This window comes from Natronomonas sp. (genome assembly GCF_046483325.1).
Classification (GTDB): Archaea; Halobacteriota; Halobacteria; order Halobacteriales; family Haloarculaceae; genus Natronomonas.
On sequence record NZ_JAWODL010000026.1, the window covers coordinates 44476 to 57479 of the forward strand.

General features: G+C 59.0%; 12 protein-coding genes, 1 tRNA gene and 1 pseudogene. 5 read left to right on the forward strand and 9 right to left on the reverse strand.

What is annotated here, in order from left to right; all coding sequences use genetic code 11:
- Nucleotides 1-12 precede the first annotated feature (12 nt).
- Together R6U53_RS08800 and R6U53_RS08805 are read right to left on the reverse strand one after the other, a co-directional pair.
- A complete protein-coding gene (locus R6U53_RS08800; protein WP_410321994.1) occupies nt 13-735 on the reverse strand; it encodes a hypothetical protein in 723 nt (240 codons plus the stop codon).
- Between the two features lie 12 nt (nt 736-747).
- A complete protein-coding gene (locus R6U53_RS08805; protein ID WP_410321995.1) occupies nt 748-966 on the reverse strand; it encodes a hypothetical protein in 219 nt (72 codons plus the stop codon).
- A 110-nt stretch (nt 967-1076) separates the two neighbouring features.
- Here R6U53_RS08805 and R6U53_RS08810 point away from each other — a divergent pair, with 110 nt between their 5' ends.
- Nucleotides 1077-1817 carry a hypothetical protein gene (locus R6U53_RS08810; RefSeq protein WP_410321996.1) on the forward strand — a complete coding sequence of 247 codons (741 nt, stop codon included), beginning with the start codon at nt 1077-1079 and terminating at the stop codon, nt 1815-1817.
- A 233-nt stretch (nt 1818-2050) separates the two neighbouring features.
- Here R6U53_RS08810 and R6U53_RS08815 read toward each other — a convergent pair whose 3' ends face one another.
- Entirely contained in the window at nt 2051-2305 is a 255-nt protein-coding gene (locus R6U53_RS08815) for a hypothetical protein (protein WP_410321997.1), read from the reverse strand.
- Nucleotides 2306-2447: 142 nt separating this feature from the next.
- Here R6U53_RS08815 and R6U53_RS08820 point away from each other — a divergent pair.
- A tRNA-Ser gene (locus R6U53_RS08820) sits at nt 2448-2529 on the forward strand.
- A 71-nt stretch (nt 2530-2600) separates the two neighbouring features.
- Nucleotides 2601-4577, forward strand: a complete 1977-nt coding sequence (locus tag R6U53_RS08825) for a DUF460 domain-containing protein (RefSeq protein WP_410321998.1) — start codon at nt 2601-2603, stop codon at nt 4575-4577.
- A 308-nt stretch (nt 4578-4885) separates the two neighbouring features.
- Here the strand turns inward: R6U53_RS08825 and R6U53_RS08830 are convergent, their stop codons facing one another.
- The 4 genes from R6U53_RS08830 to R6U53_RS08845 all read right to left on the reverse strand — a co-directional run bounded on the left by R6U53_RS08830 (nt 4886) and on the right by R6U53_RS08845 (nt 6925).
- A complete protein-coding gene (locus R6U53_RS08830; RefSeq protein WP_410321999.1) occupies nt 4886-5125 on the reverse strand; it encodes a hypothetical protein in 240 nt (79 codons plus the stop codon).
- Nucleotides 5126-5562: 437 nt separating this feature from the next.
- Nucleotides 5563-5826, reverse strand: coding sequence for a hypothetical protein (locus tag R6U53_RS08835; RefSeq protein WP_410322000.1), 264 nt, complete (start codon nt 5824-5826; stop codon nt 5563-5565).
- Between the two features lie 457 nt (nt 5827-6283).
- Nucleotides 6284-6466, reverse strand: a complete 183-nt coding sequence (locus R6U53_RS08840; RefSeq protein ID WP_410322003.1) for a winged helix-turn-helix transcriptional regulator — start codon at nt 6464-6466, stop codon at nt 6284-6286.
- A gap of 165 nt (nt 6467-6631) precedes the next feature.
- Nucleotides 6632-6925: a hypothetical protein gene (locus R6U53_RS08845; protein WP_410322004.1), complete on the reverse strand. Its 294-nt coding sequence runs from the start codon at nt 6923-6925 to the stop codon at nt 6632-6634.
- 235 nt (nt 6926-7160) lie between these two features.
- Here R6U53_RS08845 and R6U53_RS08850 point away from each other — a divergent pair, with 235 nt between their 5' ends.
- Nucleotides 7161-8186: an amidohydrolase family protein gene (locus R6U53_RS08850; protein ID WP_410322001.1), complete on the forward strand. Its 1026-nt coding sequence runs from the start codon at nt 7161-7163 to the stop codon at nt 8184-8186.
- Nucleotides 8187-8821: 635 nt separating this feature from the next.
- On the opposite strand, the gene R6U53_RS08855 is transcribed toward R6U53_RS08850, so the two are convergent.
- Nucleotides 8822-10801 (reverse strand): SLC13 family permease, encoded by a 1980-nt coding sequence (locus R6U53_RS08855; RefSeq protein ID WP_410322002.1) that lies wholly within the window; start codon nt 10799-10801, stop codon nt 8822-8824.
- A 531-nt stretch (nt 10802-11332) separates the two neighbouring features.
- Here R6U53_RS08855 and R6U53_RS08860 point away from each other — a divergent pair.
- Nucleotides 11333-11602 carry a DUF433 domain-containing protein gene (locus R6U53_RS08860; RefSeq protein ID WP_410322005.1) on the forward strand — a complete coding sequence of 90 codons (270 nt, stop codon included), beginning with the start codon at nt 11333-11335 and terminating at the stop codon, nt 11600-11602.
- A gap of 736 nt (nt 11603-12338) precedes the next feature.
- Here the strand turns inward: R6U53_RS08860 and R6U53_RS08865 are convergent.
- Nucleotides 12339-12499, reverse strand: a pseudogene (locus R6U53_RS08865) (IS5/IS1182 family transposase); the annotation flags it as partial.
- Between the last annotated feature and the right edge of the window lie 505 nt (nt 12500-13004).

Genomic DNA, 13004 nt, shown 5'->3' on the forward strand with positions numbered 1-13004 from the left:
GATCGACTCACGTCACTCGAAGCAACTGAGTCGCTCGCCGCTTCGGCGGATGTCGAGTATCCGCTCTGTTCCGATTCGGTCGAATTTCATCGGCCGTCGCCACCACGGCCCGTTCCCAGAATCGCTCGACAATTCGGTGACCAGCCGATTCGCGTCGACACCGGCCTTACGGCTCGAAAGCGGAATCGCCGTTTCGTACAGCGTCGAACCGTCCGGATCGCCACACAGGAGCACTTCCGCATCGAAGGGGTCGCGTTTCAGATGGGCGTTCCCCTCGAAGCACGTTCGCTCCTCGTCTGTGAGGGTATCGAACGTCTCCGGAGCGACCGGGTCGCAGGCGAGTCGGAAGTGTCCGATGAGGTACGCCCCCCATTCCGGCGCGATCCATTCGGTCGGATCGTCACCGAACGTCGAGAGCGTCGCATAGAAGAAGACGACGTCGTCGGCATCGAGTTCGAGGAGCGGCCGGGCTTTCACCCCGTGCGGATCGCCGTAGGTGTACGACGAGCAGCCCTGGACGTCGGCGAACGTCGGATCGAGGTGTATCGGCGTTTCCGCGACGTCGCTCACGTCCGTCCGGAGGGACAGATCGCCGTAAGTCGGCACCTCGGCGTCCGGACGGATTGGTTCGGATTCGGGGATCGGGAGGTACTCGAAACGCCCATCATCGAAGATCGGGCCTCGAAACCCCGGTTGGTTCGTGTTCGCTCCGACGTTGATGGCGACGCTGCGCATTTGAGGCGGGGGCTACCAGTACGAACGAGGGTTCGCGAGCCATTGGCGGCTTCGCGCGCCGATCGCGATCGTCGCGAGGAGAACGGCGACGAGCAGGGCTACAGTCACCGCCGCGGGCGTCACGTTCGCGCCGACGGAGAACGTCGTCAAGAACAACTCGACGGTCGCGCCAGCACTCCAGAGTACGACGAGCACCACTAGCACGCTCGAAAGCAGTTTCAGCCAGTCCATACCTCCTCGTGCACTCGACGATACATAAAATCCACCACCCGACGCGGCTTCGTGTGGGTACCCACCTGCCTTCCGCAGGGCGGATATACGCGGCGGACGAACACAGCTCTATGACCACCGTCGCCGTGCTCGCCGATCCACCCCGTTCAGACGTAGTGCTCCCGAACCTCGTCACATCGTCGCCGCTCTCCGGGACGGACGTGGTCGATCTTTACACCGCACTCCTCTGCGATACGGTCCTCGCGGCCGAGCGAAGCGGTGGCGAACTCCTGGTGAACTACCGCCCCGGGGACGCCCTCGGAATCGATGTCGATTCCGAAGCCGAGATCCGATCGGTCCTCGACGGCGTCGTCGACGCCGACTCCGTGCGATTCGAGGTGCAGGTCGGCGAGACGTTCGCCGGACGGGTCGGAAACACGGCGACGCACCTCCTCGAAACCGAGGGCGTGGGATCGGTCGGCATCACCTACCCGGAGGCCGCCTTGCTCGCCCGAACGGACATCGACGGGGCGGCGATGAAGCTCCGCAGTTCCCCTGTCGTGCTCGGCCCCGCTCCCGGCGGCCGGGTAACCTACGCGGCCTTTTCGGAGCCGATCGACTACGCCGACAGTTACGCGCCGCCGGCGCTCGAAACGCTCACCGACCGCGCCCTCGATAGCGGTCTGGACGTCGATTTTCTCGAAACCAAGCCGTATCTTCGGACAGCGACGGACCTGGCGGAACTCGTTGTACAGGTTCGGACCCGAGCGAAGGCCGGGGCGATCGTTCCGCCGCACCTCGCGTCGTGGATCGCGGACAGCGATCTCGGGGTGACGGCCGAGGCCGACGGTTCGTTGAAACTTCGTCGATAACCGACAGAACTCATACGGTGTCGGCGACAATTCCGAGGCATGGTGGGATGACAGAGCGGACTATTGCGTCTGTGTTGAAAGCAGATGGCGCAAGCCTCCTATATTGTTCCTGAATTTCGCCGTTTTGGACCTTCTACCCTCAAATAAGTTTACGCCAATAAACCTAGTGGTGGAGTGGAACAATGCCAATTCCAGCAAAATTGAATTTTTAGCTCTTCTGTATTCTCGAAATATCACGGCTTGATAGTGAGTAGGTGATTCTCTTTCTCCCATACATCCCGATGAAATGTGCAGATGATATTTGCATACGTTGCGAAGGTATCTTTCGCATAGCCTTCGAGAGCTTCAGGATTCTTCCCTTGGGTAGCAAGCCATTTGATTAGTCGTTCCCGGTGGTTCCTGTAGGCAACTATCTCTCGTTGATTCAGATACTCCTCCACTGGTTCGTAAATGAGAACGATACCTTCAACTTTTTCGCGCTCAGACATCGATACACCCCCTATAGAAACGGGATTGGACACTCTGAATCCGATTCAACCGAGCCGTATTGGAACTACGTGGTTTCATGGTTTGTTCGGTTCAGAAGGCCCCAAACCGCTACAGGGGACAGTAATTGACAGCTACCTTATGGGTGGGATGGCAGAGCGGACTATTGCGTCTGCCTTGAAAGCAGATGGCGCAAGCCTCCTGGGTTCGAATCCCAGTCCCACCGTCGTTTTTGCGCGTGAGCACAAACCGACACCCGGCACGGGCTTTATGACTGCTGGATCCCTACCAGTGACCGTGAGCACGCGAACGAGCGCTCTCGACGACCTCATATTCGGCGTCGACATTCAAAGCGGCGACATTCGTGGCGACGCTCCGGCGTACGCCGTCGTCACCTACGACGGGGAATCGATCGACCGGGACGTCGTTTCGTTGCGGAAACTCCGCCGCCGAATCGAGAGCGAGGAGCCGGCGATCGTCGCGACCGACAACACCTACGAACTCGCGGAGGACAAAGCCGCACTCGTCCATTTCCTTCGAGGACTGCCCTCGGAGACGAAACTCGTACAGGTGACCGGCGACGAACGGCCGGAACCGCTCTCGCGGGTCGCCGCCCGCCACGGCGTCCGCTACGGGAAGGCACCGATGAAAGAGGCCGAGGCGGCCGCACGACTCGCGGCGAGAAACGTCGGCTACGAGGTCTCGGCGTTCACGAACACGACGACGGTCAAGGTCTCGCGCGGGCGCTCGACCGGTAGCGGCGGTTGGAGCGAGGACCGGTTTACACGCCGCATCCACGGGTCAGTCAAGACGACGGCGCGGGATGTCGAATCCAAACTCGACGAGGCGGCGCTGGACTACGAGCAGGAAGTGACAAAAAAGTACGGTGGCTACTCACGGGCCGTCTTCGAGGTCGAGGCGACGCCCGACGAGATTCCCGTCTCCGGGCGTCGATCCGGCGACACTCGGATCGAAATCGAGCGCGAGCGCCGCGACGGGATCGAGTATCGACCCCTCGCGAAGCGCCGTGATCACGTCGTCGTCGGCATCGACCCCGGCACGACAACGGCGGTCGCGCTGACCGATCTCGACGGTGCCGTACTCGACGTGTGGTCGAGCAGAACCGCCGACACGGCGACGGTGATCGAGTGGATCATCGAACACGGTCGACCGATCGTCGTCGCGGCCGACGTCGAACCAATCCCCGAAACCGTCGAGAAGATCCGGCGAAGCTTCGACGCCGCGGGATGGATCCCCCAGCGTGACCTCTCGGTGGACAAAAAGCTCCACCGGACGCGCGAGGAGACCTACGACAACGACCACGAGCGGGACGCGATGGCCGCGGCGTTGTTCGCCTTCGACGATCACGAGGACCAGTTCGAGCGGATCGCCGCGAAGGTCCCGCCCCAGTTCGATCGCGGGGAGGTCATCGCCCGCGTCGTCGCCGGCGAGGAGAGCGTCGAGTCCGTGCTCAACGCGATGCGGGACGACGACGATCCAGAGGAGGAATCGACGACGCACGATCCACGCGAACTCACGGACGAAGAGAGAGCGATCAAACGGCTCAAAACGAGGGTTGAGCGGCTCGAAGGGCACGTCGATCGATTGAACGACACCGTCTCACGAAAGGACGACAGGATCGCCGAATTGGAGTCAGAACTGTCGGACGCCCGCCGCGAGGAACGCCGTGAGGCTAGAGAACGTCGGGAAGTGACACGACTGGAGCGCGAGACTGAGCGTCTCAAGCGCGAACTCGCCGAAGCGGAGGCAAAAAACGAACGCCTTGACGACAAACTCGAGCGGCTCAAGGAACTGTGGAAACTCGACCACTCGAACTTCGCTGACGTGGCGGAAAAGAAGCGTGGCCTCGTCTCAGTAAAGCCTATCGAGCAGTTCACGAAGGGCGCCATCGAACGCGCCGACGAGGCCTACGGTATCGCCCCCAACGACGTGATTTATCTCCGGGATGCGAGCGGTGCGGGACGAGAAACCGCCGAGCTGTTGGCAGCGTACGAACCGCGCGTCGTGCTCCGCGACGGGGGACTTTCGGAGCAGGCAGACGAGATCCTCTTCGAACACGACGTTCCCGTCGCCCCCGCTGAGGACGTGTCCGTTCAGGAGATCGACGAACTCGCGGTCGCTCGCGAGCGCGAGGTCGAGGCGGTCATCGACGCGTGGCGTGACCGCGCCGAAGAACGGCGACGCGACCGGAAAGCAGCCGAGATCGATCAATTGATCAGCGAACACCGGGCCCGAGATCCGAGCCGCGAGTGATCCCTCTACTCTGTGTGGCGGTTCGAGATTCGACCGGCTCTGGGAACCGCTTTTGCTCTCCGAGCGTCGGAACTGATGCGCTTTCGAACCGACGACGCCGACGTGCTCGACGGATACGCTCTTTCCTGTCTTCGGATCCGCAGTCGCGTGGGAATCGGACGCGACGCACTACGTCGACGACCTAGTGATCACCCCTCGAACGACGGTGGGTTTCGATAGCAATATACAGCGTGCGCATGCCAGCAAGATACAACACCACACTGCCAACGACACCCCACGTTAGTCGGCGAACCGTGGTGTCCACCCACTTATTCGTCGGTTTCTTCGAGCTGTTTTCTTATCTGCTCCAGTTTGAGGTATGTCGCCATCCCCAGGATCGTCATCGGCCATAGACCGACGAACTGCCCCCGTTGTTCCTCGCCACGGACGTAATAGTAGTACAGGGCTAGAGCGACCGAACCGATCGAAGCTAGCGCGGCCGGTCCCAGTCCACTCTCGTCTATTCCCTTCGCTATACCCCTCGACGGGCTTTCATCAGAATTACCCATAAATGATATTGGGTCGGAAGGGCCATAAATCCCCTGTGCAAGAGACGTGGCTTGAATTTTGCACGGTTCAATCGATCCAGAGGTTATCAGGATCGGCAGCTGAATTCTGGGGGGAGAGCATCGTCACTCCCTCGAATTAATTTCCCCGTGACATATACGATCTTGAAAATTTGATCGTTGGGATACCTGATGCGTTATCGGACTTCGAGGGTACGTCCGATTGTTCACGGTGAGGAGAAACTCAGGCCTCGATAGCGCTCCCGGCGGCAATCAAAAACCCAACGATGGCAGTGACAACGGCCACCGTCCCGATCGCAAAAGCACCGATTCGGAATATTTCCCCCCCGAGTCGATCGGCGGTAAGTATCAGAAAAACTGCAGTCACGAAGCTGATCAACACCAACGTGCGGCCGAACCGACCAAAGTCGATACCCGGTTCAGACACGGTTGAGTACCTCCAGCAACACGCCATTATATTCGCTGTCGGTCGCGGCGTTACCGAGTGAATGGATCGACTGGCAGATCCACAGTCCTGCGGTGAAATTGATGAACGCGACCATGGAGATCACTCCTAATTGACCTTCAACGAACAGTCCGGAGATGACCGCGCCGACGAAGCCGAGTCCCATAAGAGCGTGTGTGATGATCGACCGTGACCCGAAGTCAGCGAGCCGTACCGAAAGACGTGATCCAATAGACATACCTACACTTCACCCGGCAGATCAAATAATCTTTGTATTCAACAGCACGTTCGTACCAGCGATGATAATTCATTCGCTGAACGCAAAAAGGGTGTCATCTGCGATCCCCGTCCGGAAAAAAGAGTATCACTGCGTCACCGGATAGACTCTCCGTGTTACTCCCAGGGGCGCTCGCTCGTGTTCCGTCTTCTTCATCGATCGAGATGAGCAACAAACTTTCCGTGGTATATCGGTACTCGGTCTCTTTCTGAACCGTTTTTGGCGCGATCGGAGCGTCGTCATCGACTGGGAGTGCAATCAGATCGGTATCGTCATGCCGATCAGCAATTCCTGTTACTGGTGACGTGGTCTCCGGCCAGTCGGGACCAAACTGAACAGACGGTTGGACACGCTCCAGATGGAACAGACCTTCGTCTTCCGATGTCGATTCCCAGCGCCGTGGATAAAAAGAAATCGGTCAATCGCCAATCCAGTTTCTCCTGATCGATCTGGGCGTGATACCCTTCGGTGATTCCCTCGTCTTCGAGCCGACGAATTCGTTCCGACTCGTTGGAGCCGAGACACCAACCTCTTTAGCGATCTGCGGAGCGGATATATGCCGCGCATTCTCTGTGAGACGGCAAATAATTCGTCTGTCGATTTCATCGAATTAAATGCTCATACTTGTATCCCGTTTTGGGTTCGGTGATACTACTAGCGTATGATCGGGACGCCGTTGGAGGCTTACAGCAAGTGACAGAAACGGCGTGCCCTATATATAGGCTGGGTTCAGCACGACAGTCGTGGTCGAACTACATCCGTTTGCTCATGCTGTGTCCATCTCCAGCGGCTCTTGGAGGGGCTCGACACGGAACACGTAATCCGCGTAACTGCCATCAAGATTCGTGGGACTCTCTTCGTCGGCATGCTCTTTACAGAGAACCGCCTCTGCTTCAACGGCACCGTGCCCGGTTTCTTCCTGATATCGTTTGAGGACGACAAACGTCGCCCTCTCGGTGCAGCCGCGACGGTGGCACTCGGGAGGCGAGTCCGGAACTTCGTCTCCGGGTCGGTTCTCGTCGTCTACTTGCTTCTCTCGTCCGTTTTGAGTGTCTGCCAGCCCTACGTATTAGGGAAGCAAGCCGAATAATGCTGTGGTCGTTCGTAGTCTCGGTGACGCATTCGTGTTTTGTATGCAGCAGTGTCGTTTCGATCTACTCAGTGACTGTCATTAAGCCGTGGCCGATACAGAGGGCGTGTTCAGCACCTTTCTCAACCTGATTGAGAGAGCGCGGCGCCGGCCGACCCCTGTGTTGTCACGAGACTCATATACTCCTCGCACCCATGGTTATCCCATGGAGGAGATTGAGGGAACCGTCCTCGCCGGCCGGTCGTTCGAGCCGATTCACGGTCGGGTCGTCATGAAAGAGGGTCGTATTACGGCCGTCGAGGAGATAACCGAGCGTAACGCCACCTCGAGCCGCATCGTCCTGCCGGCGTTCGTGAACGCACACACCCACGTTGGTGATTCGGTCGCCAAGGAGGCGGCCATCGGACTCGGCTTGGAAGAGTCGGTGGTTCCGCCCGACAGCCTGAAACACCGCCGGCTGGCGGCTGCTGACCACGAGACGAGAATCGGCGAGATGCACCGGACACTCCGCTTTATGCAGCGAACTGGCACCGGGGCGTTTCTCGACTTCCGGGAATTCGGTATCGAGGGTGCCCGGGCGCTACGTGCGGCCGCCGAGGGCCTCGATATCGAGGCCTTCGTGTTCGGAAGCGACGACCCCGCGGTTCTGGACGTGGCCGACGGGTTCGGTGCCAGTGGCGCGAACGACGACGATTTCGTCACCAGACGGGCGACCGCCAGGGAGCGCGGGGTTCCGTTCGCCATCCACGCCGGCGAGCCGGACGCTACCGATATTCACCCGGCGCTGGATTTGGAGCCAGACCTGCTGGTCCATATGGTTCACGCCGAAGCCGCCCACCTCAAACGGGCCGCCGATCAGGACGTCCCCATCGCGGTCTGTCCCCGCGCAAACCGCGTCCTCGGGGTTGGCCGGCCTCCGATCGAGACCCTGCTTGAGTATACCGACGTTGCGCTCGGAACGGATAACGTGATGCTAAACGCGCCGTCGATGTTTCGTGAGATGGAGTACACCGCGAAGACGTTTGATCTCCCCTCGCGGACGGTGCTTCGGATGGCCACAACCGCAGGAGCCGAGGCAGTCGGCCTCGACCGTGGCGTCATCGAACCAAATCGACGGGCCGCGCTGTTGGTGCTCGACAGCGACTCGGACAACCTCTCGGCCGTCGCTGATCCGGTCGATGCAGTGGTTCGTCGGGCGACCGCGTTGGATGTTCAGCGAGTCATCTGCTGACCGGGAAGTCGACCCCGTCGTCGCTCCCCGACAGCGCGATTGCCGCATACGCACGTCGTATGCAGCAGGGGTATCCGAATTTGACGGACGTACAGTACTTCCGGCAGACGTCACTCCCCATCCGTCCTCGTCGACCAGTTCCCCAGGATCGAACGGGATAGATGATTACGAGAACATACCCCCTCAAGAAGAGATCAGATCTGATGTGATTTATATTATTTCTGAATAATTTCAATGCTATACCTAACATGTACGTCCGGAACGCTACCGGGCGAGCACCTACTAATAGGCTCAGTGAAAAGGAAACACGAGGTATCTGCTGGTTAGGAACTCGAGGCCATGAGAATCTACTCGCTGTCGAGGGCGTCCGTAGCGCGGTGTTCGTTTCGTTCAGCGTCGGCCACACACGAGATGAGTCCTCGACGTATATGCTCTCCCACATCGTTGAGCGGAGTACGTTCACCCGTCTTCTCTTTTGTAATTGTATTGTTATCATTTCGGATAACCGTCCGGTCCATCGACTCCTCGGACAGTCTGTTGATCCGTACTCGATGGGGTCTCTTCGTCACCGTCTGGCAAGCGTCTAGCCGTGCGGGCCTAGACGCGACATCGTGTCACACTGATTCGTGTCGGGCTCACAGCCCCCAAAAAAACGCTATCCCGAGAGTGGTAACCACTGTGAGAACCAGTTGGAGCGGAGCACCGACGCGAGCGAAATCAGTGAACTTGTAGCCCCCTGGCCCATACACCATCAGGTTCGTCTGGTATCCGACGGGCGTAAGCAACGGGGTGCTGGCGGCGAACGTAACTGCAAGCGCGAATGCGAAGGCATTGGCGTCGAGACGCGTGGCGACATCGACTGCGATTGGAAGCATCAACACGACGCTGGCGGCATTACTTACGACTTCGGTAATTAGCGCCGTTCCGAGGTAAAACAGACCGAGGAGAGCAATTGGGGGTAGCAGGACGCTGGCAACCGTGATCCCGTCCGCCAGCAAGTCCGAAGTCCCGGAGGCCTCGACCGCGATACCCAGAGGAATAACTCCTGCGAGGAGGAAGATGACGTCCCAGTCAACTGCCTCGTAGGCGTCCGCCGGTCGAAGAAGCCGGGTAAAGAACATGGCGACGACGCCGGTCAACGCGCTCACTACGATAGGTAGAATTTCCAGTGCAGCCAACCCCACGACGCCGGCGATGATGCCGATACCAATGGGGATCTTCGACCGGTCGAACTCCTCCCACTGTCCCTCCCCGGACACGACGATGTTCCGGTCAGCGCGCAGGCGCGCCACGCTGTCCTCGTTTGCTTGGACGAGGAGAACATCGCCCGACTGAAGGCTCACGTCTCGAAGCCGCTGTCTAATCACCTCGTTACCGCGCCGAACCGCCAGCACGGTCAGGTCGTTCTCCCGCTCGAAGTCCGGGGCGCTAATTTGTCTGCTCGCCCACGGCCGCGGCAGCAACACGATCTCCGTGAGAGCACTCTCGGCATCCGAAACCTCTTCAGCCGTGTCCTTGTCCTCTCCGTCCCCCTCCGAGTTCGACTCGTCCGACGGTGTACTTGGACTCGTCGGGTTCCACGCACGCTGTTGCGGTTTGAATCCGGTCGGAAGCGGTTCGTCACCACTCTCGGCGTCTTCGAGCACCTCGGGGAGGAGTTTGAGGTTTTCGTCCTCGATAACCTGCATAAGAGTCTTCTGATCCGCCCGTACCGACAGGATGTCGCCAGCGCGGATCCGTTCGCGTTGGAGCCCGTGAACAATCGTCTGCCCGTTACGCATGAGTTGAAACACGTCCAAGTCGAGGTCTTTATCACGGATCTCTCGAACCTGCGAGCCGACCACAGCTGAATCCTCCAAGACGACGACTTCGGTCAAGTAATCCGCCATTCCGAACTCGTCGGTTGACGAGTCGCTAGCTCGAATCCGCGCCGGGGTGAGATAGCGACCGATGGTGAGTAGATAGACGATGCCGACGGCCAGGACGATAACGCCGAGCTGTGTGAACTCGAAGAGCGAGAACGGCTGGGCATTTGGCCCGCCGACCTGCGCCCAGACGTCGCTTGCGAGAAGATTCGTCGAGGACCCGATGACTGTGAGGGTTCCACCGAGCATCGCGGCAAACGAGAGCGGGATGAGGAGCTTCGATGGTGACGTATTGCTCCTCCGGGCGAGGTTCATCACTGCGGGAATCAAGATGGCTACGATGGGCGTGTTGTTCACGAAGCCTGCCGGGGGGCCGGCGAGCCCGACGACCGCTAGGAGCTGACGGGTCTCGCTATCACCCGCGAACGACTCCATTCGGCGAGTGAGGATTTGAATCACGCCGGTCTGTCTGACCCCCTCACTCAGGATAAACATCGCCAGTACGGTGAGCGTCGCCGGATTCGAGAACCCGGAGACACCTTCCTCGAGGGAAACCCCTGTCCACGGTCCTAAGATAATCAACGCGACCATGAGCGCGATCGCCGTGGCGTCGATGGGAACCGGTTGGAGTACGAAGAGGACGAGCGTAACGGTGAGGACGGCGAGGACGACGAGTACGTCGATCGGAAGTGGCGGTTCGAGTGGGAGTAGTTGATGAAAGTACGCAAAATGGATAGATCGAAACCACATAATTGAATTCATTCGTGACTCTATAATAGTGGTTCTCCTTGAGAGGGTGCGTCACGGAAACGACGAATTCTCTTGAATCTTGCAAATCGGAGTTCGTCGGCTTGGATGAGATAAACCCCAGCAGCTCGAAAGTTCGCCCGTTCGACGAGTCGCTGGGGACGGCCAGTCGGTCTGTTCGTGTCTCGCCGAGGCATCGCTTAGAGCCGTATAGCTTCGAGGTGATGTGCCTGCCCACCGTCTGAACGCGCTCCCCAGTCGTTGACGCCACAGTCGTTGTAATCGAGTGGCATCGTCGGAATCACTTCTGCAAGCAGAGTATACGTATCACCCGAAAATAATGTCAGTCGAGTGTTCAAAATACACGTCCCGAACTACCGGGCGAGAAACTACCAGCAGGCTCGGTGAAACGGAAGTAAGCAACGTTCGGAAATAAAATCGCCGATACAGTCGGCTGGTCACGATGATATTCACTCTTTTCTCCTTTGCCCGAAAAGATATAAACAAGCAGATACCGTATCTCCGGATACGACGATCACCCGTGACGAAGATGTGCTCGGCGGCGAGCCACGGATTGAGGGCACCCGTATCGGCGTTCGTCATGTCGCCGCTTGTGTGATCGAAGGTGGCCAATCCCCCGCAGCCGTGGCGGATCAGTGCGACGTGTCTCTCGCTGCCGTCTACGAGGCCCTCTCGCATTATTACGAACACGTAGCGGAGATGCGCGAGTACGAACAGGCGAACGAAGCGGCGTTCGACGAAGTTCGCGAAACGTCGCTCGAGCCGAAAGAGACCGTGAAGTGACGGGTGCCCGAATTCTTTTGGATGAACACGCAGGACGAGTGTCCGAACGGGTTCTTCAAGAGCGTGGTCACAACGTCGAGCAGGCAAAAGATCCGTTCGGAGAGCACACAAACGATGCGGAGCTACTGGGATAATGTGCTGAAAATGATATAGTTCTACTTTCGAACACCGCGAAGGATTTCGAACCGCTTCATATCGAAATTATACGCCCGGAACACTAACGTCCGACCTCACTCCAAGCAGCGTGCCGTGGTCGGTCGGCTAACCCTCGTGCCGGGCGGGTCGCGCCCAAGGCGCGACCGATTGCCGAGACGGTGTCAGCCGTCGAGGCGGGCGACGCCCAAGGCGTCGCCGGGTGCCGAAGCGGCGTAGACCGCGTCGGCGGGTAGTGTCACACGCCTGGGTTCTCCGTGCGATCATCGCTGCCCTGACGGGCGACTCGGCCGGGGACTAATGGCGCGTGTTCGTTCATTGACGTTCGATGAGTAATGCTCTTTCGGCCGGTCGTCATCGTTCCAGGGGATCATTCGCCTTCGACGATGTACCGCTGGAGGAAGTTCATGCGGCGGCCGCCAGTTCCTCGGAGCAGTGCTAAGCAATACTTCGATCCCGTCCGGAACACCGTCTCCTGCGGTACCGCGGGACAGTGGATCCGTTCCGACCGTGTGCATTTCCTCGTCACCGCCCAGTCCATCACGATCCGTGCCCGCACTCGGAATTTCCTTTCCGTGCGTGAGTAAGATTTCTCTGGGTAAATCCGCAGACGGTACACAGCGAAACGACGGCGCAGTGAGCGAATCCACCGCCACCCCGCCGGGCGGCTGATTCGTTTCGGCCATCAACAGCAATTTTACCCAACGTCACCACTTTCCCACTGAAACGGGAGGTCTCGGACAAGGATCATCCGCCGTTTCGGGCCCCTACTGTCTAGTTCTAAGGGATCAAGACGGCGCTGTCCAGCGATCCACCAGAGTCCTGTGTTGAGAAATACGCTTATCTATCGTGCGAGGGCGCTACAACCTCGCGGTTCAGCGCAGGTGATACAGCACCCGCACGTAACTTCTAAGCGGTTCTATGGCGTACTGGACGCCGACCGAGGCGGGCTATCCACCCTCTGCTACTGAGACAATACCTGGAGTCGCCCGTTCGTCGCCGAAGACACCCCTTCCATCGGACGAACAGGGTACAGAAAGCAAGAGCTACCCCTGAATCCCGTCCCGTCTCACGACGGGAGAGAGGGTGACGGTAGCGTAGCACTGTAAATATTCTTTCGGGGAGGTGAAGGTGTAACTCTTCCAGACCAGCAAGCCTCCGCTCGTGGGAAACCCCGTCGTTCACCGTGAGAGGATGTCACAGAGTCGTGTGACGTTTCTTTTCGCCGCTGGACTGCAAGATACGTGCG

What these genes read in the sequence shown, in the direction of transcription:
- R6U53_RS08805 (WP_410321995.1), bottom strand. Translation starts at nt 966, where the DNA reads ATGGACTGGCTGAAACTGCTTTCGAGCGTGCTAGTGGTGCTCGTCGTA.
- R6U53_RS08835 (WP_410322000.1), bottom strand. Translation starts at nt 5,826, where the DNA reads ATGTCTATTGGATCACGTCTTTCGGTACGGCTCGCTGACTTCGGGTCA.
- R6U53_RS08850 (WP_410322001.1), top strand. Translation starts at nt 7,161, where the DNA reads ATGGAGGAGATTGAGGGAACCGTCCTCGCCGGCCGGTCGTTCGAGCCG.
- R6U53_RS08815 (WP_410321997.1), bottom strand. Translation starts at nt 2,305, where the DNA reads ATGTCTGAGCGCGAAAAAGTTGAAGGTATCGTTCTCATTTACGAACCA.
- R6U53_RS08830 (WP_410321999.1), bottom strand. Translation starts at nt 5,125, where the DNA reads ATGGGTAATTCTGATGAAAGCCCGTCGAGGGGTATAGCGAAGGGAATA.
- R6U53_RS08855 (WP_410322002.1), bottom strand. Translation starts at nt 10,801, where the DNA reads ATGTGGTTTCGATCTATCCATTTTGCGTACTTTCATCAACTACTCCCA.
- R6U53_RS08810 (WP_410321996.1), top strand. Translation starts at nt 1,077, where the DNA reads ATGACCACCGTCGCCGTGCTCGCCGATCCACCCCGTTCAGACGTAGTG.
- R6U53_RS08800 (WP_410321994.1), bottom strand. Translation starts at nt 735, where the DNA reads ATGCGCAGCGTCGCCATCAACGTCGGAGCGAACACGAACCAACCGGGG.